Annotated in this window: 20 protein-coding genes and 1 pseudogene; 18 read left to right on the top strand and 3 right to left on the bottom strand. The window is 71.2% G+C overall.

Translation table 11 applies throughout. The features are described from left to right. Nucleotides 1–325 precede the first annotated feature (325 nt). Entirely contained in the window at nt 326–1,918 is a 1,593-nt protein-coding gene (locus ACFRFC_RS33025; RefSeq protein WP_382692163.1) for a recombinase family protein, read from the bottom strand. Nucleotides 1,919–1,995: 77 nt separating this feature from the next. Between ACFRFC_RS33025 and ACFRFC_RS33030 the strand changes: the two are divergent. From ACFRFC_RS33030 to ACFRFC_RS33045, 4 genes and pseudogenes are all read left to right on the top strand, one after another. Next, nucleotides 1,996–2,820 (top strand): annotated as a pseudogene (locus ACFRFC_RS33030) (radical SAM protein); the annotation flags it as partial. A 172-nt stretch (nt 2,821–2,992) separates the two neighbouring features. Continuing rightward, a complete protein-coding gene (locus ACFRFC_RS33035) occupies nt 2,993–4,561 on the top strand; it encodes an alpha/beta hydrolase (protein WP_382692164.1) in 1,569 nt (522 codons plus the stop codon). 761 nt (nt 4,562–5,322) lie between these two features. Continuing rightward, a complete protein-coding gene (locus tag ACFRFC_RS33040; protein WP_382692165.1) occupies nt 5,323–5,724 on the top strand; it encodes a RidA family protein in 402 nt (133 codons plus the stop codon). 17 nt (nt 5,725–5,741) lie between these two features. Then, nucleotides 5,742–6,242 (top strand): GNAT family N-acetyltransferase, encoded by a 501-nt coding sequence (locus ACFRFC_RS33045; protein WP_382692197.1) that lies wholly within the window; start codon nt 5,742–5,744, stop codon nt 6,240–6,242. 25 nt (nt 6,243–6,267) lie between these two features. On the opposite strand, the gene ACFRFC_RS33050 is transcribed toward ACFRFC_RS33045, so the two are convergent. After that, nucleotides 6,268–6,852 (bottom strand): adenylosuccinate lyase, encoded by a 585-nt coding sequence (locus ACFRFC_RS33050; protein ID WP_382692166.1) that lies wholly within the window; start codon nt 6,850–6,852, stop codon nt 6,268–6,270. Between the two features lie 461 nt (nt 6,853–7,313). Here ACFRFC_RS33050 and ACFRFC_RS33055 point away from each other — a divergent pair, with 461 nt between their 5' ends. The 12 genes from ACFRFC_RS33055 to pssA all read left to right on the top strand — a co-directional run bounded on the left by ACFRFC_RS33055 (nt 7,314) and on the right by pssA (nt 22,167). Beyond that, nucleotides 7,314–8,447: an ABC transporter substrate-binding protein gene (locus ACFRFC_RS33055; RefSeq protein ID WP_382692167.1), complete on the top strand. Its 1,134-nt coding sequence runs from the start codon at nt 7,314–7,316 to the stop codon at nt 8,445–8,447. Nucleotides 8,448–8,543: 96 nt separating this feature from the next. Further along, on the top strand, nt 8,544–9,809 hold the full coding sequence (locus tag ACFRFC_RS33060) for a sensor histidine kinase (RefSeq protein WP_382692168.1): 1,266 nt from the start codon (nt 8,544–8,546) through the stop codon (nt 9,807–9,809). Continuing rightward, nucleotides 9,806–10,474, top strand: a complete 669-nt coding sequence (locus tag ACFRFC_RS33065) for a response regulator (RefSeq protein WP_382692169.1) — start codon at nt 9,806–9,808, stop codon at nt 10,472–10,474. The genes ACFRFC_RS33060 and ACFRFC_RS33065 overlap by 4 nt, the downstream gene beginning before the upstream one ends. Before the next feature lie 376 nt (nt 10,475–10,850). After that, on the top strand, nt 10,851–12,704 hold the full coding sequence (locus ACFRFC_RS33070) for a 3-hydroxyacyl-CoA dehydrogenase family protein (RefSeq protein WP_382692170.1): 1,854 nt from the start codon (nt 10,851–10,853) through the stop codon (nt 12,702–12,704). Between the two features lie 286 nt (nt 12,705–12,990). Beyond that, entirely contained in the window at nt 12,991–13,800 is an 810-nt protein-coding gene (locus ACFRFC_RS33075; RefSeq protein ID WP_382692171.1) for a TetR family transcriptional regulator, read from the top strand. A 503-nt stretch (nt 13,801–14,303) separates the two neighbouring features. Continuing rightward, nucleotides 14,304–15,647: a crotonyl-CoA carboxylase/reductase gene (gene ccrA, locus ACFRFC_RS33080; protein WP_382692172.1), complete on the top strand. Its 1,344-nt coding sequence runs from the start codon at nt 14,304–14,306 to the stop codon at nt 15,645–15,647. Between the two features lie 10 nt (nt 15,648–15,657). Further along, nucleotides 15,658–17,727 (top strand): protein meaA, encoded by a 2,070-nt coding sequence (locus ACFRFC_RS33085; RefSeq protein ID WP_382692173.1) that lies wholly within the window; start codon nt 15,658–15,660, stop codon nt 17,725–17,727. A gap of 83 nt (nt 17,728–17,810) precedes the next feature. Continuing rightward, entirely contained in the window at nt 17,811–18,785 is a 975-nt protein-coding gene (locus ACFRFC_RS33090) for an HpcH/HpaI aldolase/citrate lyase family protein (protein ID WP_382692174.1), read from the top strand. Nucleotides 18,786–18,789: 4 nt separating this feature from the next. Continuing rightward, complete coding sequence (locus ACFRFC_RS33095; protein WP_382692175.1) at nt 18,790–19,296, top strand: MaoC family dehydratase; 507 nt, start codon at nt 18,790–18,792, stop codon at nt 19,294–19,296. After that, entirely contained in the window at nt 19,297–20,502 is a 1,206-nt protein-coding gene (locus ACFRFC_RS33100) for an acyl-CoA dehydrogenase family protein (RefSeq protein WP_382692176.1), read from the top strand. It begins immediately after the preceding gene. Between the two features lie 167 nt (nt 20,503–20,669). Continuing rightward, entirely contained in the window at nt 20,670–21,326 is a 657-nt protein-coding gene (locus ACFRFC_RS33105) for a phosphatidylserine decarboxylase (protein ID WP_382692177.1), read from the top strand. Beyond that, nucleotides 21,313–22,167: a CDP-diacylglycerol--serine O-phosphatidyltransferase gene (pssA, locus tag ACFRFC_RS33110; RefSeq protein WP_382692178.1), complete on the top strand. Its 855-nt coding sequence runs from the start codon at nt 21,313–21,315 to the stop codon at nt 22,165–22,167. The genes ACFRFC_RS33105 and pssA overlap by 14 nt, the downstream gene beginning before the upstream one ends. Nucleotides 22,168–22,307: 140 nt before the next feature. Here the strand turns inward: pssA and ACFRFC_RS33115 are convergent, their stop codons facing one another. Next, on the bottom strand, nt 22,308–23,426 hold the full coding sequence (locus ACFRFC_RS33115) for a glycerate kinase (protein WP_382692179.1): 1,119 nt from the start codon (nt 23,424–23,426) through the stop codon (nt 22,308–22,310). A 234-nt stretch (nt 23,427–23,660) separates the two neighbouring features. On the opposite strand from ACFRFC_RS33115, the gene ACFRFC_RS33120 reads away from it, so the two are divergent. Then, nucleotides 23,661–24,155 (top strand): NUDIX domain-containing protein, encoded by a 495-nt coding sequence (locus ACFRFC_RS33120; protein ID WP_382692180.1) that lies wholly within the window; start codon nt 23,661–23,663, stop codon nt 24,153–24,155. Between the two features lie 178 nt (nt 24,156–24,333). Beyond that, nucleotides 24,334–25,077 (top strand): NAD-dependent deacetylase, encoded by a 744-nt coding sequence (locus ACFRFC_RS33125; RefSeq protein WP_382692181.1) that lies wholly within the window; start codon nt 24,334–24,336, stop codon nt 25,075–25,077. Nucleotides 25,078–25,099 lie beyond the last annotated feature (22 nt).

Raw genomic sequence — 25,099 nt, forward strand, 5'->3', positions numbered from 1 at the left:
CCAAATCGCCAAATCAACCCCCTGTTTCACTTTCTCTCTAACGCGTGTTGAAGAGACTAGAAATTAGGGGCTGATTTGGCATTTTGACCCCTCTCGTCACTCAAGGTGAAGAGGCGGATGGAGATCGTCACCCGACGTACACGGCGCGCGAAGGTCTACATCCATACACCGCACAAACGCCCGATCGATGGGAGATCGGAAGCGCGCGCAACATCGCCACTTCACCATCGCATCACCACAGAGGCCCTGGATGCCATCAGGAACGCCGAACGGCCCGCCGCCGGGGATTCCCCAGCGACGGGCCGTGAACGGTGCTCAGATATGCCTACAAGCCTTCCTGTGTAGCGATGTCATCCAAGAGGTCCTGCCGAGTATCCTCATGCTGCTCCGGCCTCAGGGGGACGGGCCTACGCACCGGTTCGTCATCGTCGTCCACAACGCTGCCCGCAAGTTCAGCGGCTGCCGGGTCTTCCTGTTCGATACGGGCGCGCTCGCCAACGGGACGTCGCTTGCCCCCGGCAGGCTCCACCCTCACCACAAGTCCCGCGTTCGCCATGAGGGCCGCGCGAGCGGTCAGCGTCGATGACTCCCACAGGTCCCCGAACGTCCGCCCCGTGTCTCGTGCCTCCCAGTGCGGTTCGGTCTCTGGCGTGGCGTCCAGCACGTCACGACGGGCCAACAGCGACGTGATCTGATCGGTGTACTCCGCCTCATCTTCCGTGCCCCGGTAGAGCCCCGCCTTACGGTCGGCGCGCATGGCCTTGATCGCCGACGCGACAGCCGACCGTTCCCGCCGGTTGTTGCTTCCTGGGTGCCACACGTTCTCGATCACCCGCATAAGGCCGTAGACGGTCGTCATCCGATCGTTCACCCACTCGTCAAGGTCTTCGGTCCGGATGAACGGCGCGGGCTTGTGGCGCTCCTCATTGGGCCGCGAGCACTTGAGCCCGGTACGACCGTGCGTCACGGTCTGAGTCAGCCGCGCATCGCACACCCCGCAGCGACTCACCCCCTGCAACCAGTGCGCGTCGTGGCGCTGGGTACGGGTGACTTCCACGGCGTCAATGGCCGTTTGGACTGCTTCCCATTCCTCCCAGGTGAGCACCGGTTCCCAGATGATCAACGGCAGACCATCCGGGCCGGTCTCGGGACGTTCGTTCCTCCCCACCCGATAGCCCAACTGCACCTGATTTCGAAGGATGGCGCGCACCGCGTTGCCCCGCCAGTACGTGTCGCGCACCTCATGCCCACCCGCGCGCTTGGCTGTCGCCCCTTGCTGCCGGGACGTCGGCACCTTGTCCTCATTCAGCTTCCGCGCGATGGCGGATGCGGAATGACCGGCTACGACCAACGACGCCATGCGCCGAATGTTCTTCACCGCTTCGGAATCGCGTACCAGGACACGCCCCTTACCAGACGGATGTGGCGCCGGAGTGAGCCCGTAGGGGAAGCGGCCACCAACGAACTTATGGTCCTCCAGCCCCTTGCGCCGCGCGTCCATCGAACGCTCACGGATCATCGCGCGCTCAAGCTTGGCGAACACAGCGATGATCTCCGCCATGGCAACACCCATCGGTGACGACAGGTCCAGCGGTTCGGTGCAACTCACCAGGGCAACCCCGGCTTCCTTGCAACGCTCCATCAGTTCGGCGAACGCGAGCGTCGACCGTGACAGACGGTCCAGCTTGTAGAAGACGATCGCATCTACTTCATCCAACCGGGCGAGCATCCGCGCCATGGCGGGACGGTCTTCCGGGTCCGTCGCGCCGCTGACACCCTCATCCGAGAAATCGTCAACGATCTTCCACCCGCGACGGTCGCACTCAGCGGCGCAGTGCTCGCCCTGTCGCTCAATGCTGGTGGTGCGCTCCGTCACGCGGGAGATACGGCGGTATGTGAAGACCCTCATGGACTCCATAGGACCATGCCCCTTACCTGCGACTCTTGGTAAGGGCACCCCTCAGCGCCACCCGTTGTGACTCCGATCAGCAAGAGTGCGTGTACTGCTTCGCCCGCAAGTCGCACAGCTATCTGGACCTTGACACGGGCCTGGACTTCGACTCACAGATCGTGGTCAAGGTGAACGCGCCGGAACTGCTGCGCCGCCAGCTCGGTTCACGCCGCTGGCAGGGCGATCACATCGCGATGGGCACGAATGTCGACTGCTACCAGCGCGCGGAGGGCCGTTACCGGCTGATGCCGGGCATCCTGTCCGCGCTGCGCGACCACGCCAACCCCTTCTCGATCCTGACGAAGGGCACGCTGATCCTGCGCGATCTGGACCTGCTGACCCAGGCGGCCCAGGTCACGGATGTCGGCGTGTCGGTCTCGGTCGGCTTCACCGACCCGGAGCTGTGGCACACGGTCGAGCCGGGCACGCCCGCGCCCGAGCGGCGCCTGGACGTCGTACGGGCCTGCGCCGAGCGGGGCATCGGCTGCGGGGTGCTGATGGCACCCGTCCTGCCGTTCCTGGGCGACGAGCCCGCGCAACTGCGGGCGACGGTCCGGGCGATCGCCGCCTCCGGGGCCACCTCCGTGACCCCACTGGTGCTGCATCTGCGGCCCGGGGCCCGCGAGTGGTACATGGCCTGGCTGGCCCGCCACCACCCGCAGCTGGTCCGCCGCTACGAGCGGCTGTACGCGGACGGCACCTACGCCCCGAAGTGGTACCAGCGCCGGATCACCCGTCAGGTGCACGACCTGGCACGGGAGTACGGCATCGGCCCCACGCGCGCGGGCATGCCGCGCCGCGTCCGGGAGCCCGAGCCCGCACCCTCTCCTGCGGAGCTGTCCGAGCCGACGCAGCTCTCCTTCATGTGAGATCACCCGACGCCCGGGATCACCGGCGGCCCCTGGGGATCATCCGAGCGCATCGCGCGCGGCAATTGGGTCAAATAGTGCATAAATAGGTTCTTTCTGGTGGCTATTTCGGGACGATGCGGCGGCGGGACCGTGACACGCGCGGTCCGTCCCCTCCGCCCTGGGAGGCCCCATGAGAAGACGCGCAGCCGTGCTGTGCGCCGCCACTGCCGCCGCCGCGATCGTCGTGGCCGGTACGGTGACGGCGCTGCCCGCCGAGGCCGACGCCGGTCCCCCGCCGCCGGCGTGGAAGAAGTGCGGCACCACCGCCTATCCGACGCTCCAGTGCGCGTCGCTGGAGGTGCCGCTCGACCACGACGCCCCGCAGGGCCGCCAGATCACGCTGGCGCTGTCCCGGGTCCCGCACACCGCGAAGAAGTCCCAGGGCCCCCTCCTGGTCAACCCCGGCGGGCCGGGCGGCAGCGGTCTCACCCTCGCCGGTTTCGTCGCGTCGGCACTGCCCGCGAAGGTCGCCGCGCAGTACGACGTCATCGGCTTCGACCCGCGCGGGGTGGGCAGGAGCAGCCCGGCCCTCACCTGCTCGCCGGGCCACTTCGACCCGGTCCGCCCCGACTCGCTGCCCACCACCCCCGCGATCGAACGGGACAACCTCGCGCGCGTGCGGTCCTTCGCCGACGCCTGCGGCAAGAAGTACGCGCCCGTCCTGCCGTACCTCGACACGGTCAGCGCCGCACGGGACATGGACCTGATCCGCACCGCCCTGGGCGCCGAGCGGATCAATTACTTCGGCTACTCGTACGGCACCTATCTCGGCGCGGTCTACGCCAAGCTCTTCCCGGAGCGGGTACGGCGGGCCGTCCTGGACTCGATCGTCGACCCGACGGGCGTCTGGTACGAGGACAATCTCGCCCAGGACCATGCCTTCGGCGCCCGCCATCGCGCCTTCCTGGCCTGGGTCGCCCGGCACGACGCCACCTACCGGCTCGGCACCGACCCCGCACGCGTGGAGGGCGCCTGGTACGAGATGCGCGCCGCGCTGGCCGAGCGTCCCGCGCGGGACCTGGTCGGCGCCTCGGAACTGGAGGACACCTTCCTGCCGGGCGGCTACTTCGACGGCTACTGGCCCTACCTCGCGGAGGCGTTCGCCGCGTACGTGAACGACAAGGACGACGGCCCGCTGGTCGAGGCGTACGAGAACTTCGGCGCCGTGGACGCTGCGGGCGACAACGGCTACAGCGTCTACACGGCCGTGCAGTGCCGGGACGCGCGCTGGCCGCGTGAGTGGGGGCGGTGGCGCGCGGACAACTGGGCGGCGTACTCGAAGGCACCCTTCATGACCTGGAACAACGCCTGGTACAACGCGCCGTGCGCGTTCTGGCCGGCCGAGTCGCTGCGGCCGGTGGACGTGGCCAACGGCAAGCTGCCGCCGGTCCTGCTCTTCCAGGCCACCGACGACGCGGCCACCCCCTACGAGGGCGGCGCCACGCTCCACCGGCTGCTGCGCGGCTCCAGCCTGGTGGTGGAGGAGGGCGGCGGGAACCACGGCATCTCGCTGAGCGGCAACACCTGTCTGGACCGCCACCTGGCGGCCTATCTGACCGACGGCACGGTGCCGCGCGGACGGGGCACGGCCGACGCGGTGTGCGAGGCGTCCCCGGAGCCGAAGCCAACGACGACCAAGGCGGTCGGCGGGTCCCCGGACGGGGCGACGCTGCATGGGTTGCTGGGGTTCCGGGGCTGAGGGGGCGGGGTGAGCCTGGGGGCGGGCGTTGGGGGCGCGTCGGGGTGGCGGGCCGGGGGTGGCGGGTCGGGGGTGGCGGGTCGGGGGTGGCGGGTCGGGCGGATACCCGCCGGGGGTGCCCGCCGGTGGGGTGCCCGCCAGGGGACATCTGGCGGAGGCGTCCGTCGGAGCGCGTCCGCCAAAGGCGTCCGTCGAGGGGCGTCCGTCAGGGGATGCCCGTAGGGGACATATGCCGGGCGCCCGGCGGGAGGGGTCTGCCGGACGGCGCCCGGCGGGGAGCACCCGGCAGGGCCCCGGCAGAAAGGGGTCCGTCCGCCGGAGGGCACCCGTCAGGAAGTGCCCTCCGGAAAGGGTTTACCGGAAAGCGCCCGTCGGGCCCCGGCAGAAGGGGGTCCGCCGAAAGGCACCTCAGGAAGCGCCCGCCGGGGGGCGCCCGGCGGAAGAGGTCTGCCAGAAGGCGCCCGCGAGAGGCGCTCGCCAGGGCACTCGCCAGGGCACTCGGCAGAAGGGGACCCGCCGGAAGGCATCCTTCAAGGGGCGTCCGTCGAGGGCCCCGCCAGAAGAAGAGCCGCCGGAAGACGCCCGCCAGGGGACATCTGCCGGGGGCACCCGCCGGAAGGCGTCTGCACACGGCGTCCGTCGCGGGGCCTCCGTCGCGGGGCGTCCGTCACAGGGCGTCCAGCGAAGGGCGTCCGACGGGGGCAGCCGGCGGGACGGCGTCCGGCGGAGGGATTGTCAGACCCGTGATCCATCATGGGGGCATGAGTGAGCTGACGAGGATTCCGGCCCCGGACGGGGTGGCCCCCGCCGCCCAGTACGCGCATGTGGTGATGGGCAGCGGCCGGTTCGTGGCCGTGGCCGGGCAGGTGGCGCTGGATGAGCGCGGTGAGCTGGTGGGTGCGGGCGACCCGGCCGCCCAGGCCCGCCAGGTCTTCGAGAATCTGCGCCGCTGCCTCGCCGCGGCGGGCGCCGGCTTCGAGGACGTCGTCAAACTCACCTATTTCCTCACGGACATGGCCCACCTGCCGGCCGTCCGCGAGGCCCGCGCCGCGCACATACCCGACGACCGGCTCCCGGCGGCCTCGGCGGTCCGGGTCGCCGGGCTGGTGCGGCCCGAGTTCCTGATGGAGATCGAGGCGTTCGCAGTCGTGGGCGAGCGGTGACCAGGTCCGTGCGGGAGATGACCCCGGCCGACTGCCGCAGGGTCGCCGAGATCCGCGCCGCCGGCTGGCGGTCCGCCTACCGGGGCCTGATGCCCCAGCCCTACCTCGACGCCCTGGACCCCGCCGAGGACGCCGAGCGCCACCGTGCCCGGCTCGCCCGGCGCGGCGGTGAGGTGGTCGACCTGGTGGCCGAGCGGGACGGCGAGGTGCTCGGCTGGGCCTGCCACGGCCCCTACCGGGACGGCGATACACACACCCCGGACGCCGAGCTGTACGCGCTCTACGTCGACCCGGCGCGGTCCGGCGAGGGCATCGGCCACACCCTGCTGCGGGAGTCCCTGCGCGGCTGCACGGCCGCCGGATACCCCCGGATGCTGCTGTGGGTCGTGAAGGGGAACGCCCCCGCGCGGCGCTTCTACGAACGGTCGGGCTTCCGGGCGGACGGCACCGAGGAGCCGTACGAGGTGGCGGGGGCGGAGGTCCCCGAGGTGCGGTACGTGAGAGAGCTGACGGACTGAATCCCCCGGGCCCCGCCACCGCGCCTCACCGCTGCTCCGGGATCCGGGCCAGCGCCCCCGCCGCCGCCTTCGCGAGGGTCGGGTGGGTCAGGGCCCGGCGCAGTACGGGCCGGGCGCGGGTGTCACCGAGCGCGCCCAGGCCCTCCACACAGGCCAGGGCCACCCGGTGGTAGGGGTCGTGGGGGCGGAGCCGGCGCTCCAGGGTGGTGACGAGGGCCGGGACGGACTCGGGGGCGCGTAACGCGGCGAGCAGCCGGACCGGGTGCAGGGCGTAGGCGACGCGCAGTTCGTTGGTGGCGAGGGTCGCCGCCGCACGGGCCGTACGGGGGTCGCCGAGCCGGACGAGGGCGTGCGCGGCGGAGGCGCAGCGGGGTGGGTCGCGGTGGTTGAGGAGCAGGACAAGGGCCTCGAAGGCCCGCCGGTCACCGGCCACCCCCAGCCGGTACGCGGCCAGTTCCCTGGCCCACAGGGGCTGTCCGGGGGCGGTGAGCACCTCCGCCAGTTCGTCGTGGTCGGCGCTCGCCGTCAGCCGTTCGAAAAGCGCCGAGCGGGCCGATTCCTGGCGCAGCCGCTCCAGGACCGACCGCTGCGCCTGTTCCGCTTCCTCCATGACCCCGCATCACTCCGGTCGCTAGGGAACACCATTGACATACCCGGCCGGGCCCCGGCCACCCCGGCGGAAGGGACTCCGGCGGGCACGGCAGGGGGCGCACGCGCCGGTCCGTGCCGAGGTCAACTCGGCGCGGGGGCTCGGGGACACGGGGTCGAGGGGTCCGGGTCAGGGGGCACACACCTCCATGGGGTCCGCGTGGAGGCAGGGGCGACACAGAGGCAACGGGGGCCGTGTGCAGGCACGAGGGCCGCCCGGAGGCACGAGGGACACCCGAAGGCACGAGAGGCACCCGGTCCGCAAGTCCTCCCCGCTCCATCGTTCGGTTGAATCCCGCTTCCACCTCCCACCCGCCCCGCTCACCGTACGGCCGACGCGGCGGGGGCGGCTGCCGCGGCAGAATCGCCGCTGACGGACGGCGCCGTCCCCGATATCCCCCAGCCAGCAGTGAGGTGTTCAGCATGTCCAGCCAGTTCAGCCGACGGAAGATCCTCGGCGCGGGAGCCGGGGTCGGCGCCGCGCTCGGACTCGGGGGGCTCGGTGCCTCGGGTGCCCAGGCGGCCACCGCGAGTGCCTCCGGCGCCGTCGCGGAGGAGACCCGGTCGCTCGACGCGCTGTACGAGGCGGCCATGGCGGAGGGCGGCAAGTTCGTCGCGTACTTCGGCGGGGACTACGCGACCATGCACGACGGCATCAAGAACGCCTTCCTGGCTCGCTTCCCCGAGATCGACTTCACGGTGGTCGTGGACTACAGCAAGTACCACGACGTCCGGGTCGACAACCAGTTGGAGACCGACACCCTAGTCCCCGACCTGGTGCAGTTCCAGACGCTGCACGACTTCCCGCGCTGGGACAAGGAGGGCCACCTGCTGCGGTACAGGCCGGCCGGGTTCTCCAAGGTGCACAGCAGCCTCAAGGCGTCGAACGGCTCGTCGGTGGCCGTGATCGCGAACGCGTTCAGCTTCGTACCGAATGTCACGACCGTCGGCGCGGACGCCCCCCGCACCGCCCTCGAACTGCTCGACCCGAAGTGGAAGGGCCGGCTCGTCGCCCGCTACCCGCACGACGACGACGCGGCGCTGTACCTGTTCGTGCGGTACGTGGAGCGCTACGGCTGGGACTGGGCCGCGGGCTTCGCGGCGCAGGACGTGCAGTTCCTGCGGGGCGCGCTGCCGCTGGACGTGGCCGCCAGGGGTGAGAAGGACATCGCGGTCGGTGTGGGCAGTTCGCCGGTCGCCACCGCGACCCCGCTGCGGCTGACGATCCCGGACGGCAACCACCCGTTCATGGCGTGGGGCCAGCGCGCCGCGATCCTCAAGCAGGCGAAGAACCCGGCCGCCGCGAAGCTGTATCTGAACTGGCAGCTGTCGACAGCACGGCAGAGCGTGATGCCCTGGACGGTACGCACGGACGTACCGGCGCAGCCCGGGCTGAAGCATGTCTGGGAGTACCCGGCCGCGGATGTGAACGGCTTCCCGGAGTTCATGGCCGACCGGTACCTGGTGGAGCGGTGGAAGCAGACCTTCGCCCTGTACTTCGGCGAGGTCGTCGGCGAGCCCACCCCGGGCTGGCTGGGCCTGCACCCGGGCGCCTGACCGCGCTCCCCGCCCCGCTCTTCACGTCGGTCATATGAGCCGGCCGCTACCCTCGGGCGCCTGATTGCCGGGCCGAGAACGCCGAGGGGATGTGCCGTGTCCGACCGCCTCACCGCGTCCGACCGCATCACCGTTTCCGACCGCATCACCGTTTCCGACCGTGGCCCGCGGCTCTCCCTGGACCATGTGTCGCACCTGGTGTTCCTCCTGGTGGTCGGCGCCGGTCTGGTGCGGGCGGCGCGGTTCGCCCTGCCGCTGTGCTGGTACATCGTGGCGTTCAGCGCGCTGCTGGCGCTGGTGTACGCGGGCGGGCCCGGCCTGCTGAGACGGTTCGGACGGCACGGCTGGGTTCCGCTGCTGGTGCTGCTGTGGAGCGGGCTGCTGTACATCGCGCCGTCGATGCTGACCCCGGCGTACGTGTGGTGCGGGGTCCCGCTGGCCTGTGCGGCGCTGCGGGTGCTCGCCCCGCGCCCGGCGACGGCGGCGGTCGCCGTGATCACGCTCGTGATCGTGGTGGCGCTGGTGCGGTCGGACACGCTGTTCAGCTCGGAGCTGGTGGCCATCCCGGTCGCGGCGGTCTGGGGCACGGTCGCCCTCTACCGCGCCCAGCAGCGGGACGCGGCGCTGCGCCAGCGGCTGGTGGACGAGTTGCGCGCCACGCGGGACGTCGTCGCCCGGCAGCAGCGCCGGGCCGGCGTCCAGGCGGAGCGCACCCGTATCGCCCGCGATCTGCACGACACGCTGGCCCAGGACCTCTCCGGCGGCCTGATGCTGCTCCAGGCCGCCGAACGGGACTGGGACGCCCGCCCGGACGTGGCCCGTACCCGGGTCCGGGCCGTGGCCGACGGCCTGGACGCCAATCTCGCCGAGACCCGCCGCATCCTGCGCGATCTGACGGCCTCCGCCGTCGACGCCCCCGGTCTGGACGACGCCCTGCGTGAACTGTGCGCCCGCGCCGGCGAGGACGGGACCGCCGCCCAGGTCCGCTTCCACTCCCTCGGCGAACCCCGGCCGGTGCTGGACGAGCGGGCCGCCACCGCCCTGTTCCGGGTCGCCCAGAGCACCCTCGCCAACGTCCGGGAGCACGCCGGCGCCCTCCACGCGACGGTCACCCTGCGCCACGGCCCCGACCGTCTCGCCCTCGAAGTCCGTGACGACGGCGTCGGTTTCGACCCCGCCGACGTCCGCGGGACCGTCCCGGCCCCGGGTCACGGCCTCGGCCTGCCGACCGCCCACGCCCGGCTGCGCGAGTGCGGCGGCGCCCTCGACATCACCAGCGCACCGGGCCGGGGCACGGTGATCCACGCCTCCGTCTCGGTACGCCCCCGCACCCGCCCACCCGTGGCCGAGGCGACGGCATGACACCCCGCCCACCCGGCCCCTCCGGCCCACGCCTGCGTCTCCTCGTCGCCGACGACCACACCGTGGTGCGTGCCGGGCTGCGCGCCCTCCTCGAAGGCGAGGCGGACCTCGAAGTGGTCGGGGAGGCCGGGAGCGGGGAGGAGGCCGTCGAACTGGCGGCGTGGACGGACCCGGACGTCGTCCTGATGGATCTGCGGTTCGGCGGTCCGGGCGGCGGGATCGACGGTACGGAGGCGGTGCGGCGGCTGGCCGTGGCGGCGCCCCGCGTGGCCGTGGTCATGCTGACCAGCTACACCGGACGGGCCGATGTGGTGCGGGCGCTGGAGGCCGGGGCGCGGGGCTATGTGCCGAAGGCGGGGGCGCCGCAGGAACTGTTCCGGGCGGTGCGGGCGGCGGGCGGCGGCTCGGTGGGGCTCGCGCCGGAGATCGTGGGGGAACTGGTCGGCCAAGTGGTCGACCCGGAGCGGGCGTTGACCGACCGGGAGGCGGAGGTGATCCGGCTCGTGGCGCGCGGGCTCAGCAATCGGGGCATCGCCGGGGAGCTGTTCCTGAGCGAGGCCACGGTCAAGACCCACCTCGTGCGCATCTACCGCAAGCTGGGCGTCGACAATCGCCCGGCGGCGGTGTCGGAGGCCGTACGCCGAGGGTTCCTCGAACTGACCTGAGCCACGAGGCGGCGGCCCCGGACCCGACGAGGGCGAGGCGCAGGCCACATTTCAGGGGCTGGCGCGCTCGTTACCCACCGGTTAGGCTCAGACGAGCGAGTTACCCACTCGTACCCCGCTCGCGGTGGCCTGGTGACGCAGCCGCCGCGAGGATCTCCGTACGACCCGGCCACGGGACAGGGCCGGCCGGAACTCGCCGTTCCCCGGACGTGTGCGCGTCCGGCGCCACGACATCGGGCGTATGCGCTCAGCAGCCCGGTCTCACCCGCAGCACTGTGCACCCCCTTTCACCGTGTCTCTTCCGCACCCGGTGCGTGCGCCCTCGGCGCACCCGGGCGCGTTCCCAGTCGTCACCCTCATCTCTGGAGAGTCCGCGATGGCCACTCCCCTGTCCCCTACGTCCATCAAGTCCCCGCACTCCCCGCTGTCTCCGCAGTCTTCACTGACTCCGCTGTCTCCACTGCGGACCGTCGCCGTGGTCGGGCTCGGCACGATGGGCACCGGTATCGCCGAAGTCCTGCTCCGGGCCGGCCGTACCGTGATCGGCATCGACATCGGCGAGGCCCAGGCCGCGAGGTGTGTCGCCGCGCTGGAGTCGGCGACCGCCCGTGCCGTGACGCGCGGGCGGCTGACCGGACAGGAGCGCGCCGAGGCCCTCGCCCGGCTGCGCACCGGCACCGATCTGCGCGCGGCGGCCGACGCCGATCTGGTGATCGAGGTGGCGCCGGAGTCGTACGAGATCAAGCAGCGGATCTTCCGGGAGCTGGACGGGATCGTGCGGCCGGACGCGGTCCTGGCGACCGGGACCAACGCGCTGTCGGTGACCCGGCTGGCCGCCGACTCCGCGCGGCCGGAGCGGGTGCTCGGGGTGCACTTCTTCAACCCGGCGCAGGCGATGCGGCTGGTGGAGGTGGTGTCGTCGGTGCTCACCGCGCCGGCCGCCGTCAGCGCGGTCACCCGGCTCGCCGTCGATCTGGGCAAGGAGCCGGTGGCGGTCGGGGACCGGCCCGGGTTCGTCGCGGACGGGCTGCTGTTCGGCTATCTCAATCAGGCCGCGGCGATGTACGAGGCCCGGTACGCCTCCCGCGAGGACATCGACGCGGCGATGAAGCTGGGCTGCGGGCTGCCCATGGGCCCGCTGGCGCTGCTGGACCTGATCGGCGTCGACACCGCGCGGACCGTGCTGGAGGCGATGTACGCCGAGTCGCGCGACCGGCTGCACGCGCCCGCGCCGATCCTGGGGCAGCTCAGCGAGGCGGGCCTGACCGGCCGTAAGACGGGGCGCGGTTTCTATACGTACGAGGCGCCGGGCGGCACGGTCGTCGTGCCGGACGCGCTCACCCCGGCCGCCGACGCCGACCGGACCCCCGGCCGTATGGTCCGCTCGGTCGGTGTGGCCGGCTCCGGGACCATGGCGTCCGGCATCGCGGAGGTGTTCGCGAAGGCGGGCTACGACGTGATCCTCGCGGCCCGCACCGAGGAGAAGGCGCAGGCCGCCCGGGGCCGGATCGGCGCGTCGCTGGCCCGCTCGGTCGGCAAGGGCCGGATGACCGCCGAGGCGGCGGCGCGGACTCTGGACCGGATCACGCCCGCCGGGTCCTACGACGCCTTCGCGGACGTGGACCTGGCGGTGGAGGCGGTCGCCGAGGACCTGGAGGTCAAGCGGCAGTTGTTCGCGACGCTGGACAAGGTGTGCAGGGCGGGCGCGGTGCTGGCCACCACCACCTCGTCCCTGCCGGTCGTCGCCTGCGCGCGGGCCACCTCCCGGCCGCAGGACGTCATCGGCATGCACTTCTTCAACCCGGCCCCGGCGATGAAGCTGGTCGAGGTGGTCCGTACGGTCCTGACGGCGGACGACGTGCACGCGACCGTGCGCGAGGTGTGCGGGGTGCTGCGCAAGCATCCGGTGGACTGCGGCGACCGGGCCGGTTTCATCGTGAACGCGCTGCTGTTCCCGTATCTCAACAACGCGATCAAGATGGTCCAGGACCACTACGCCACGCTGGACGACATCGACGCGGCGATGAAGCTGGGCGGCGGCTATCCGATGGGCCCGTTCGAGCTGCTGGACGTGGTCGGCCTGGATGTGTCGCTGGCCATCGAGAAGGTGCTGCACCGGGAGTTCCGGGAGCCGGGGCTGGCCCCGGCGCCGCTGCTGGAGCACCTGGTGGCCGCGGGCTGCCTCGGCCGGAAGACGGGGCGCGGCTTCCGCGAGTATGCCCGGCGCTGAGACGCCCGGCGAACGCCCCGACGGCGACGGGCCCGGCGAGCGGCCGGGCGCCGACAGGCCGGACGCTGACAGGCCGGGCGCTGACAGGCCGGGCGAGCGGCCGGGCGCTGACCGCCCCGAGGCCGAGCGCCGCGGCGGACGGCTGAGCGACCGGCTCGGGGAATGGTTCGGGGCGGGCGCCGAGTGGGGCGGACTGCTCGACCCGGCCACCACTCCCCCGCCCCCCGAAGGCGGGGGAAACCCCCGGCACGCGCATCAAGCTGCGCACATGCAGTACGTTCGGGTCATGTCCCAGCCCGCCAAGTCCTCACGTACCCCCGCCACGTCCGACGCACCGGAGAGTGCGGCGGGCAGCCGTGCCGCGAGCCAGCGGCTGAAAATGCGCCGGGAACTGGCGGCGGCGGCGATGGAGCTGTTCGCGACCAAGGGGTACGAGGCGACCACCGTCGACGAGATCGCGGCCCAGGCCGGGGTGGCCCGCCGCACCTTCTTCCGGCACTTCCGCTCCAAGGAAGAGGCGATCTTCCCCGACCACGACGACACCCTGATCCGCGCGGAGGCCGTGCTGAACGCGGCCCCGGCGCACGAGCATCCGCTCGACACGGTGTGCCGCGGCATCAAGGAAGTCATGAAGATGTACGCGGCCCGCCCGGAGATCTCGGTCGCCCGCTACAAGCTGACGCGCGAGGTGCCCACCCTGCGCGAGGCCGAGATCGCGTCGGTGGCCCGCTACGAGCGCCTGTTCACCCGCTATCTGCTCGGCCACTTCGACGAGCACGCGCACGACGACGACGCCAACGACGACCCACTGCTGGCGGAGGTCGCCGCGTCCGCCGTGGTCACCGCGCACAACCACGTCCTGCGGCGCTGGCTGCGGGCCGGCGGACAGGGCGATGTGGAGAGCCAGCTCGACCACGCCTTCGCGATCGTCCGCAAGACGTTCGGCTCGGGCATCATGGCGGGCCGCACCGCCCCCGCGAGGCCGGCCGCCGCGACCGTCTCCACCCAGGGCGAGGTGCTGGTGACGGTGGCGCGCACGGACGCCCCGCTGGACGAGGTGATGCGGACCATCGAGGAGGCGCTGAAGGAGCGCTGAACCGTTTCCCGACCGGCACTGTCCCGACCGGCACTGTGCTGACCGGCACTGTGCTGACCGGCACTGTGCTGACGGCCACCCCACCGGGTGGCCGTTTTGCCATGTCAGGGCCTGTTTTCCACCCGCATTACGCCCCGATTCGATCGATCATCGCTCATTTGTAGCGTAAAGATTTCATTCGAGCGCAATTTCTGGCACCGAGTGCCTTGCCAGCTGTCACAGGGTGCCATACGTTGAAGAGGTCCGGGCGGCCGGCGCACAACGACCATTCGTGCGGCGGCTGTCCCAGCGGGCCAGTCGGCCCGCTCGCCCGGACGCCTGCGTCACAGGCAACCTCCGCGCCACCAAGCGCTGCCGAACAGACCGTCCGCCGAACCGGCGGCACACCACCCGCCGCACCCCTGGCAGCACCGCCGCACCGGCGGCACCCCTCACCCCTCAGCAGCACACCGACGTAACCCTCAGCGCCCCTCCCTCAGGGCGCCCTTCGCCGGAGGCACACCGTGACCGTGATGGACATCCTGGACGCGATCCAGTCGGCCGACGCCACACCGGCCGACTTCGCCGCACTGCCGCTCCCCGAGTCGTACCGCGCGATCACCGTGCACAAGGACGAGACGGAGCTGTTCGCGGGTATGGAGACCCGCGACAAGGACCCCCGCAAGTCGATCCACCTCGACGACGTCCCGGTGCCCGAACTCGGGCCCGGCGAGGCCCTGGTGGCCGTCATGGCATCGAGTGTCAACTACAACTCGGTGTGGACCTCGATCTTCGAGCCGCTGCCCACCTTCGCCTTCCTGGAGCGCTACGGCCGGCTCAGCGACCTGACCCGCCGCCACGACCTGCCCTACCACATCATCGGCTCCGACCTCGCGGGCGTCGTCCTGCGCACCGGCCCCGGCGTCAACGCCTGGCAGCCCGGCGACGAGGTCGTGGCGCACTGTCTCTCCGTCGAGCTGGAGTCGTCCGACGGGCACAACGACACCATGCTCGACCCCGAGCAGCGCATCTGGGGCTTCGAGACCAACTTCGGCGGCCTCGCAGAGATCGCCCTGGTCAAGTCCAACCAGCTGATGCCCAAGCCGGACCATCTCAGCTGGGAGGAGGCCGCGGCTCCCGGCCTGGTCAACTCCACCGCCTACCGGCAGCTCGTCTCCCGCAACGGGGCCGGGATGAAGCAGGGCGACAACGTGCTGATCTGGGGCGCGAGCGGCGGCCTCGGCTCGTACGCCACCCAGTTCGCGCTCGCGGGCGGCGCCAACCCGATCTGTGTCGTCTCCAGTGAGCGCAAGGCGGACCTCTGCCGGGCGATGGGCGCGACCGCGATCATCGACCGCACCGCGGAGGACTACCGGTTCTGGCAGGACGAGCACCACCAGGACCCCCGCGAGTGGAAGCGCTTCGGCAAGCGCATCCGGGAACTCACCGGCGGCGAGGACGTCGACATCGTCTTCGAGCACCCCGGCCGGGAGACCTTCGGCGCCTCCGTCTACGTGACCCGCAAGGGCGGCACCATCGTCACCTGCGCCTCCACCTCCGGCTACCAGCACGAGTACGACAACCGCTACCTGTGGATGTCGCTGAAGCGGATCGTCGGCTCGCACTTCGCCAACTACCGCGAGGCATGGGAGGCCAACCGCCTGGTCGCCAAGGGCAGTATCCACCCCACCCTGTCCAAGGTGTACTCCCTGGAGGAGACCGGCCAGGCCGCCCACGACGTCCACCGCAACCTCCACCAGGGCAAGGTCGGCGTCCTGTGCCTGGCACCCGAGGACGGACTCGGGGTCCGCGACGAGGAGAAGCGCGCCCTGCACATAGACGCCATCAACCGCTTCCGCAACGTCTGAGGGCCGAGCGATGACCGAGCGTCAGTCCTCCGGTGAGCGCAGGGACAAGGACCGGCCCTGGCTCATGCGCACCTACGCCGGTCACTCCACCGCCGAGGCGTCCAACGAGCTGTACCGGAACAATCTCGCCAAGGGCCAGACCGGTCTCTCGGTGGCGTTCGACCTGCCGACGCAGACCGGCTACGACTGCGACCACATCCTCGCCCGCGGCGAGGTCGGCCGGGTCGGGGTGCCGGTCGCGCACCTCGGTGACATGCGCCGGCTGTTCCAGGACATCCCGCTGGAGCGGATGAACACCTCGATGACCATCAACGCCACCGCGATGTGGCTGCTGGCGCTCTACCAGGTCGTCGCGGAGGAGCAGGGCGTGGACATCGCCACCCTCCAGGGCACCACCCAGAACGACATCGTCAAGGAGTACCTGTCCCGGGGCACCCATGTGTTCCCGCCGGGCCCCTCGCTCCGGCTGACGACCGACATGATCTGCTACACGGTCCACCACCTCCCCCGGTGGAACCCCATCAACATCTGTAGCTACCACCTCCAGGAGGCGGGAGCCACCCCGGTCCAGGAGATCGCGTACGCGATGTCCACCGCGATCGCCGTGCTGGACGCGGTGTTCGCCTCCGGGCAGCTCCCCGAGGACCGCAGGGGCGAGGTCGTCGCCCGGATCTCGTTCTTCGTGAACGCGGGCGTCAGATTCATCGAGGAGATGTGCAAGATGCGCGCCTTCTCCCGCATCTGGGACCAGGTCACACGGGAGCGGTACGGCATCGAGAACCCCCGGCAGCGCCGGTTCCGCTACGGCGTCCAGGTCAACTCGCTGGGCCTGACGGAGGCGCAGCCGGAGAACAACGTCCAGCGGATCGTGCTGGAGATGCTGGCGGTCACCCTCTCCAAGGACGCCCGCGCGCGTGCCGTACAGCTTCCGGCCTGGAACGAGGCGCTGGGGCTGCCCCGGCCCTGGGACCAGCAGTGGAGCCTGCGCATCCAGCAGGTGCTGGCGCACGAGAGCGATCTGCTGGAGTACGACGACATCTTCGCGGGGTCACACGTCATCGAGGCGAAGGTCGGCGCGCTGGTCGAGGAGTCGCTCGCGGAGATCGACCGGATCCAGGAGATGGGCGGCGCGATGGCCGCCGTCGAGTCCGGCTATCTCAAGGCGCAACTGGTCTCCTCGCACGCCGAGCGCCGGGGGCGGATCGAGTCCGGCCAGGAGAAGATCGTCGGGGTCAACATCTACGAGACGACCGAGCCGAACCCGCTCACGGCCGATCTGGACACCGCGATCATGACGGTGGACCCGGCGGTGGAGGCGCGGGCGGTGCGGGCCATCGGGGAGTGGCGCACCACCCGTCAGGAGTCCTCGGACCGGCAGGGCATGGGCGACCCGTTCCACTACCCGACCGTCGCCCAGACCCTGGAGCGCCTCAAGGAGGCCGCGGCGGACACCGGGAATCTCATGGAGGCGACACTGGAATGCGTCCGCGCGGGGGTGACGACCGGCGAGTGGGCGGGCGCGCTGCGCGAGGTGTTCGGCGAGTTCCGTGCCCCGACGGGCGTGTCGTCGGCTCCGCTGGCCGTCCCCGTCGAGGAGGGCAGCGCGCTGGCCGGGGTGCGCCGCAAGGCGGAGCTGACGGCCAAGGAGCTGGACGCGGGCAAGCTGCGTTTCCTGGTCGGCAAGCCGGGCCTGGACGGGCACTCCAACGGGGCCGAGCAGATCGCGGTGCGCGCGCGGGACGCCGGTTTCGAGGTGGTGTACCAGGGCATCCGGCTCACCCCGGAGCAGATCGTGGACGCCGCGCTCGCCGAGGACGTGCACGCGGTGGGCCTGTCCATCCTGTCCGGCTCGCACGCGCAACTGGTGCCGGACGTGCTGGAGCGGCTGCGCGCGGCGGGCGCCGGGGACATCCCGGTGATCGCCGGCGGGATCATCCCGAACGCGGACGCCGAGCGGCTCAGGGCCGCCGGGGTGGCCGCGGTCTTCACCCCGAGGGACTTCGACATCACGGGGATCATCGGCCGTATCGTCGATGAGATCCGTACGGCGAACCAGCTCGACCCTCTGCTCGACCCGTGACCCGACTCCATGACCGACTCCATGACCGGCCCAGTGACCGACCGCATGACCGACCGCATGACCGACCCCTTGGAGGTCCCCGCATGACCACGCCCGCCCCACAGGTCAACCGTCTGCGTCCGCGGCGCTCCTGCCTCGCGGTACCGGGAAGCAACCCGCGTTTCCTGGAGAAGGCCCAGGGCCTGCCCGCCGACCAGGTGTTCCTGGACCTGGAGGACGCCTGCGCGCCGCTGGCCAAGCCGGACGCGCGGCACACCATCGTCAAGTTCCTCAACGAGGGCGACTGGACGGGCAAGACGCGGGTGGTCCGGGTCAACGACTGGACGACGGAGTGGACGTACCGCGATGTCGTGACCGTGGTCGAGGGCGCGGGCCCGAATCTGGAGTGCGTCATGCTGCCGAAGGTGCAGGACGCGCAGCAGATCGTCGCCCTGGACCTGCTGCTGACGCAGATCGAGAAGACGATGGGCTTCGAGGTGGGCCGGATCGGCATCGAGGCGCAGATCGAGAACGCGCGGGGCCTGAACAACGTCAATGAGATCGCGCAGGCCAGCCCGCGGCTGGAGACGATCGTCTTCGGCCCGGCCGACTTCATGGCGTCGATCAACATGAAGTCGCTGGTGGTGGGCGAGCAGCCGCCCGGCTACCCGGCGGACGCCTACCACTACATCCTGATGAAGATCCTGATGGCCGCCCGCGCCAACGATCTCCAGGCGATCGACGGCCCCTACCTCCAGATCCGCAATGTCGACGGCTACCGCGAGGTGGCGCGGCGGGCGGCGGCGCTGGGCTTCGACGGCAAGTGGGTGCTGCACCCGGGCCAGGTCGAGGCGTCCAACGAGATCTTCTCGCCGTCGCAGGAGGACTTCGACCACGCCGAGCTGATCCTGGACGCGTACGACCACTACACGTCCGAGGCGGGCGGCAGGAAGGGTTCCGCGATGCTCGGGGACGAGATGATCGACGAGGCGAGCCGCAAGATGGCGCTGGTCATCGCGGGCAAGGGCCGGGCGGCGGGGATGTCCCGGACGTCGGCGTTCGAGATCCCGGAGGCGTGAGGCCATGCAGTTCGGGCGCATCTACGAGGAGTTCGAGGTCGGCGCGGTCTACAAGCACTGGCCCGGCAAGACGGTCACCGAGTACGACGACCACCTCTTCTGTCTGCTCACCATGAACCACCACCCGCTGCACCTGGACAGCAACTACGCCGAGAGGACGACGGACTTCGGCAGGAACGTGGTGGTGGGGAACTACATCTACTCCCTGCTGCTGGGCATGAGCGTGCCCGATGTCTCCGGCAAGGCGATCGCCAACCTGGAGGTCGAGTCGCTGAGGCATGTGGCGCCGACCTTCCACGGCGACACCCTCTACGGCGAGACGACGGTCCTCGGCAAATGGCCGTCGAAGTCGAAGGACGACCGCGGGATCGTGCACGTGGAGACCAAGGGCTACAAGCAGGACGGCACGGTCGTCTGCATCTTCCGCCGCAAGGTGATGGTCCCCACCGAGACGTACATCAACGAGCGCGGCGGGGAGCAGCCCGGCCGCCCGGAGCCGCGGGAGAACTAGATGAGCCGCCTCGCCCAGACCGCCGGTCTGACGGACGTCCAGCGGGAGATCCTGGCCACCGTCCGTGACTTCGTCGACAAGGAGATCCTCCCGGTCGCCACCGAACTGGAGCACCGCGACGAGTATCCGCAGGCCATCGTCGACGGCCTCAAGGAGCTGGGCCTGTTCGGCCTGATGATCCCCGAGGAGTACGGCGGTCTGGGCGAGTCCCTGCTGACGTACGCGCTGTGCGTGGAGGAGATCGCCCGGGGCTGGATGTCCGTGTCCGGCATCATCAACACCCACTTCATCGTCGCGTACCTGCTGAAGCAGCACGGCACGCAGGAGCAGAAGGAGCACTTCCTGCCCCGGATGGCGGCCGGTGACATCCGGGGCGCGTTCTCGATGTCGGAGCCGGGGCTGGGCTCCGACGTGTCGGCGATCACCTCGAAGGCGGTCCGGGACGGGGACACGTACGTCCTGACCGGCCAGAAGATGTGGCTCACGAACGGCGGTACGTCGTCGCTGGTGGCGGTCCTGGTCAGGAGCGAGGAGGGTCACCCGGAAGGCACGGCCCCGCACAAGTCGATGACGGCCTTCCTGGTGGAGAAGGAGCCCGGCTTCGGCGAGGTCCGACCCGGGCTGACCATCCCCGGCAAGATCGAGAAGATGGGCTACAAGGGCGTCGACACCACCGAGCTGATCATGGACGGGCTGCGCATTCCGGCCGATCGTGTGCTGGGCGGGGCCACCGGCCGGGGTTTTTACCAAATGATGGACGGTGTCGAGGTGGGCCGGGTCAATGTGGCGGCCCGTGGCTGCGGGGTCGCTCAGCGTGCGTTCGAGCTGGGGGTCGGGTACGCCCAGCAGCGCCACGCCTTCGGCAAGCCGATCGCCCAGCATCAGGCCATCCAGTTCAAGCTGGCCGAGATGGCCACCAAGGTGGAGGCGGCCCATGCGATGATGGTGAACGCGGCACGCAAAAAGGATTCCGGCGAACGAAACGACCTTGAGGCGGGGATGGCGAAGTACCTCGCCTCCGAGTACTGCAAAGAGGTCGTCGAGGACGCCTTCCGGATCCACGGCGGGTACGGCTTCTCCAAGGAGTACGAGATCGAGCGCCTCTACCGCGAGGCACCGATGCTGCTCATCGGGGAGGGCACCGCCGAGATCCAGAAAATGATCATCGGGCGCAGGTTGCTCGAAGAGTATCGATTCCAGGGCTGAATGCCGGAGACGGGGTGCTTTGTTCGAGAAGAAGATCACACCCCGTAGGCGGTGTGCCGCTCTCGACTCGGCTGCCTGGCTTACCCAGTTGTGGCCATGAACCGCTACGATCGCCGAAAGCCGCCGTCCCCCGTCCAGTGCGGCATCATCCGCTACGAAGGTCATCCATGCCCCACAGCCAAACCTCTGCACACCGAGACAGCCTGGCCGGCGTACGCCTCGCACGCGGAGCATCGCCGTGGCTTCTCCCGACCGTCGCCACCGCAGCCGTCAGCCTGCTGCGCGCCCCCCGCTCGGGTGCCGCCAAGGCCGTCGCCGTCCCCGCCACCGCGCTCGCGGCCGGGATGCTGTGGTTCTTCCGCGACCCCGAGCGTGAGATCGCCACGGGCCGGGTCATCTCCCCCGCCGACGGAGTGGTGCAGAGCATCATGCCGTGGAAGGACGGCCGGACCCGCGTCGCGATCTTCATGAGCCCGCTGAACGTCCATGTGAACCGCGCCCCGCTGGCCGGCTCGGTCACCTCGGTCGAGCATATCCCCGGTGGTTTCGTTCCCGCCTTCAACAAGGAGAGCGAGAACAACGAGCGGGTGGTGTGGCACTTCGACACCGAGCTGGGCGACATCGAGATGATCCAGATCGCCGGTGCCGTGGCCCGGCGTATCGTTCCTTATGTGCCTGAGGGAACCAAGGTCGAGCAGGGTGACCGGATCGGGCTGATCCGTTTCGGCTCGCGCGTGGACCTCTATCTGCCGGAGGGCGTGGAGGTCGCGGTCGAGGTCGGTCAGAAGACCGTGGCTGGGGTGACTCGCATTGACCGTGATTGACCCGGAGACACAGGCGGGCTGGGTACCCGAGGCCGAGGAACCCGACGAAGAGGAGGAGATGCCACTCTCGCTCCGCCTCTCGATAGCGGACACCCTCACCCTCGGCAATGCCACGTGCGGCTTCATGGCGGTGTACTTCACCACCACCGGCATCCTGATCCCGCACCTCACCGGCAGCCAGGAGACCGGCATGGCCCGCCACAGCGCGGCCACGGCGGTCATTCTCATGCTCTGCGCGGCGGTCTTCGACCTGTTCGACGGCCTCGTCGCACGCAAGCTGCGCTCCTCCCCCATGGGCGCCGAGCTGGACAACCTCTCCGACCTGATCAGCTTCGGACTCGCCCCGGCGTACTTCGTGCTGGTCTACGGCATGGTGGCCGACGACGCGCACCAGCGGGTAGCCGCGGTCGGTGCGATCGTCGTGCTGCTGGCCGTGGTGCTGCGGCTCGCCCGTTTCTCCTGTGTGACCCCGCCGAACGGCATGTTCCAGGGCATGCCGAGCCCCTTCGGCGCGCTCACGGTGGTCTCCATCGTGCTCCTTGAGCTGCCCTTCGTGGCCACGCTCCTGGCGATCCTGGGCACGGCCTGGCTGATGGTGAGCCGCGTCGAGTACCCCAAGCCCCGGGGCCGGCTCGCGGTCGCCATGCTCGCCTGGATCGTACTGAGCATGGGCCTGCTCGCCGCCTGGGCCTTCGACGCCCCGAGCGGCCAGCTCCTGCTCCAGACCGGCTGTGCGCTCCAGCTGGTCATGGGCGCGGTCATCCCGCTGTTCGCCACGGCCCGCCGGGTGAACAACTTCCGCGACAACCGCCGCGAGTCCCGGGCGGCACAGCTGCCGTAGCGGAACGGACGCGAGGCGGGTCTCGTACGACGGGAAGGGCCCCGGACCGATGACGGTCCGGGGCCCTTCGCCGTTGCGGGTGCGGGGTGTCCGCCGTACGGGGTGAGGGCGGGACCCGCCGGGCAGGAGGGGGCTCGGTCTCAGGTCAGGTAGTCCTGGGCGATGCGCTCGGCCACCCGTTCCAGGAGCGGGCCCGCCTCGGTGATGCACCGGGTGATGTCGGGTTCCTGGTCGGTGAGGGGGTAGGCGCGGCGGATGCCGGCGCGGCCCAGGGCCTCGGGGGGCAGGGCCAGACGGCCGCAGACGGCCACGACGTCCTTTCCGGCGGCGCGGGCCGCGGCGGCGACGCCCGCGGGGGCCTTGCCGTGGAGGGTCTGTTCGTCGAGGGAGCCCTCGCCGGTGATGACGAGGTCGGCGCGGGCGACGGCGGGGGCGAAGCCGAGGACGTCCAGCATGACCTCGATGCCGGGGCGGAAGCGGGCGCCGACGATCAGGGCGCCGTACCCGATGCCGCCCGCGGCTCCGGCGCCCGGCGCGGCGGCGGACTCGGCGGCCCGGGGGCCGACGGTCTCCTCCAGCACCTTCGCGTAGTGGGCGAGCGCCGCGTCCAGGGTGGCCACGTCCTGGGGTGAGGCGCCCTTCTGCGGCCCATAGACCGCGGGGGCGCCCGTCGGTCCGGTCAGCGGGTTGTCCACGTCGCTGGCCAGGATGAGATCGACGCCGGTCAGGCGGGGGTCCAGGGCGGACAGCTCGGCGACGGCCAGGTGGGCGAGGCCGCCGCCGCCCGGGGCCACCGGATCTCCGTCGGCGTCCAGGAAGCGGGCGCCGAGTGCCGTGAGCATGCCCGCGCCGCCGTCGGTGGTGGCGCTGCCGCCGACGCCGAAGACGATGGTCCGCGCGCCCGCGTCCAGCGCGGCCCGCAGCAGCTCGCCCGAGCCGTAGGTGGAGGCGGCCAGCGGGGCGAAGACGCCTTCGGGCAGCCGTTGCAGCCCGCTGGCCTCGGCCATCTCGACCACCGCCGTGCCCTCGCGCAGCGCGTACGCGGCGGTCACCGGCTCGCCGAGCGGACCTGCGACCCGTACCTCCCGGCGTTCGAACCCGGCGGCGACGGCCGCCGCGACCGTCCCGTCGCCGCCGTCGGCGACCGGGAGCGCCTCGACGACGAGGTCCGGGACAACCCGGCGCAGTCCGGCGGTGACCCGCTCGGCGACCTCGACCGCCGTCAGCGAGCCCTTGAACTTGTCGGCGGCCACGAGCACCCTCTGGGTCCCGCGCCCTCCAGCAGCGTCCGCCACGTTGCCATCCCCTAGCTGTTCGGGCCTTGAGCACGTCAAGGCAGTCGCGCCGCTGCGACCTTAACCGGAGGCCGCCCTCGGCGTCATGCCCCATGATCCCCGGCCGGGCGGGCGGCGGGTCCGGGCGGGTGGGGGCGGGGGCATGGCGTCGCCCGGCTTGCGGGTGGGTGACGGGCCGCCCTGGCTACCCTTGCCAGGGTGACCACGACTCCTGATTTCGCCACGTACATCGCGGGGCTGCCCCGTGTCCTCGCCGGTGCCGCCGCGCTCTTCCGGGACGCGGAGGGCCGGGTGCTGCTCGTCGAGCCCAACTACCGGGAGGGCTGGACGCTGCCCGGCGGCACCATCGAGTCGGACGACGGGGAGACCCCGCGTCAGGGCGCCCGCCGGGAGACCGCGGAGGAGATCGGGCTGGACCGTCCGCTGGGCCGGTTGCTCGCCGTCGACTGGGTGCACAAGCCGGGCTGGCCGCCGCTGGTGGCGTACCTCTACGACGGCGGGGTCCTCGACGCGCGGGATCTCAAGGCGATCCGTCTCCAGGAGGAGGAGCTGCTGTCCTGGCGGCTGGTCCCCCGGGAGGAGCTGGGCACCCATCTGCTGGGCACCATGGGCCCGCGGGTGCTGGCCGCGCTGGACGTCCTGGCGGAGGGCGCGGGGACGGCGGAGCTGGAGAACGGGAAGCGGGTGGGGTGACCCCTGACCCGTGAACCGTGACCTGTTAGCCGTGACCCGTGACCTGTTAGCCGTGACCTGTTGACCGTGACCCCTGACCCGGGCCGCGGACACAGTGCGGTGCCGGACTGTCCGGGCCGGATGCGCGGTCCGGATATCTGTTCGCCTGCGCCGGACGGGCCGCCCTACCCTCGGTGCCATGACCAAGCCCACCAGGCCCCTCGTCGCTCTGCTCAGCGGTGCCGGTATCAGCACGGACTCCGGGATTCCCGACTATCGGGGGCCAAACGGGCTGTGGCGGCGGGATCCCGGGGCCGAGAAGCTGGTGACGTACGAGTACTACATGGGTGATCCGGAGATCCGGCGGCGCTCGTGGCAGTTGCGGCGGAGCAATCGGGCCCTGCGGGCCGAGCCCAACGCGGCGCACCGGGCGGTGGCCGGGCTGGAGCGGTCCGGGGTGCCGGTGCGGGTCATCACGCAGAACGTCGACGGGCTGCACCAGCTGGCCGGGATGCCCGCCCGCAAGGTGCTGGAGCTGCACGGCAGCGCCCGGAGCGTGGTGTGCACCCAGTGCGGGGCGCGCGGTCCGATGGGGGACGCGCTGGCCCGGGTGGAGGCCGGGGAGCTGGATCCGCCGTGTCGGGAGTGCGGGGGGATCCTGAAGTCCGCGACGGTCATGTTCGGTGAGCGGCTCGATCCGGTCGTCCTCGGCGAGGCCGTGGCGATCAGCAAGGCGTGCCAGGTCTTCTTCGCCGTCGGCAGCAGTCTCCAGGTGCAGCCGGCGGCGGGCCTCGCGGGTGTGGCCGCCGACCACGGGGCCCGGCTGGTCGTCGTCAACGCCGAGCCGACGCCGTACGACGATGTGGCCGACGAGGTCGTACGGGAGCCGATCGGCACCGCGCTGCCACGGCTGCTGGGCGAGCTGGCCGCCGCCGCGCGGTGACACGGCCGGGGATCGAGAGCCC

It is taken from the genome of Streptomyces sp. NPDC056734, assembly GCF_042790455.1.
GTDB lineage: Bacteria > Actinomycetota > Actinomycetes > Streptomycetales > Streptomycetaceae > Streptomyces.

Coding starts and splice junctions, on each gene's coding strand:
- ACFRFC_RS33025 (WP_382692163.1), bottom strand. CDS start 1,918: ATGGAGTCCATGAGGGTCTTCACATACCGCCGTATCTCCCGCGTGACG.
- ACFRFC_RS33035 (WP_382692164.1), top strand. CDS start 2,993: ATGAGAAGACGCGCAGCCGTGCTGTGCGCCGCCACTGCCGCCGCCGCG.
- ACFRFC_RS33040 (WP_382692165.1), top strand. CDS start 5,323: ATGAGTGAGCTGACGAGGATTCCGGCCCCGGACGGGGTGGCCCCCGCC.
- ACFRFC_RS33045 (WP_382692197.1), top strand. CDS start 5,742: ATGACCCCGGCCGACTGCCGCAGGGTCGCCGAGATCCGCGCCGCCGGC.
- ACFRFC_RS33050 (WP_382692166.1), bottom strand. CDS start 6,852: ATGGAGGAAGCGGAACAGGCGCAGCGGTCGGTCCTGGAGCGGCTGCGC.
- ACFRFC_RS33055 (WP_382692167.1), top strand. CDS start 7,314: ATGTCCAGCCAGTTCAGCCGACGGAAGATCCTCGGCGCGGGAGCCGGG.
- ACFRFC_RS33065 (WP_382692169.1), top strand. CDS start 9,806: ATGACACCCCGCCCACCCGGCCCCTCCGGCCCACGCCTGCGTCTCCTC.
- ACFRFC_RS33070 (WP_382692170.1), top strand. CDS start 10,851: ATGGCCACTCCCCTGTCCCCTACGTCCATCAAGTCCCCGCACTCCCCG.
- ACFRFC_RS33075 (WP_382692171.1), top strand. CDS start 12,991: ATGTCCCAGCCCGCCAAGTCCTCACGTACCCCCGCCACGTCCGACGCA.
- ACFRFC_RS33085 (WP_382692173.1), top strand. CDS start 15,658: ATGACCGAGCGTCAGTCCTCCGGTGAGCGCAGGGACAAGGACCGGCCC.
- ACFRFC_RS33090 (WP_382692174.1), top strand. CDS start 17,811: ATGACCACGCCCGCCCCACAGGTCAACCGTCTGCGTCCGCGGCGCTCC.
- ACFRFC_RS33095 (WP_382692175.1), top strand. CDS start 18,790: ATGCAGTTCGGGCGCATCTACGAGGAGTTCGAGGTCGGCGCGGTCTAC.
- ACFRFC_RS33100 (WP_382692176.1), top strand. CDS start 19,297: ATGAGCCGCCTCGCCCAGACCGCCGGTCTGACGGACGTCCAGCGGGAG.
- ACFRFC_RS33105 (WP_382692177.1), top strand. CDS start 20,670: ATGCCCCACAGCCAAACCTCTGCACACCGAGACAGCCTGGCCGGCGTA.
- ACFRFC_RS33125 (WP_382692181.1), top strand. CDS start 24,334: ATGACCAAGCCCACCAGGCCCCTCGTCGCTCTGCTCAGCGGTGCCGGT.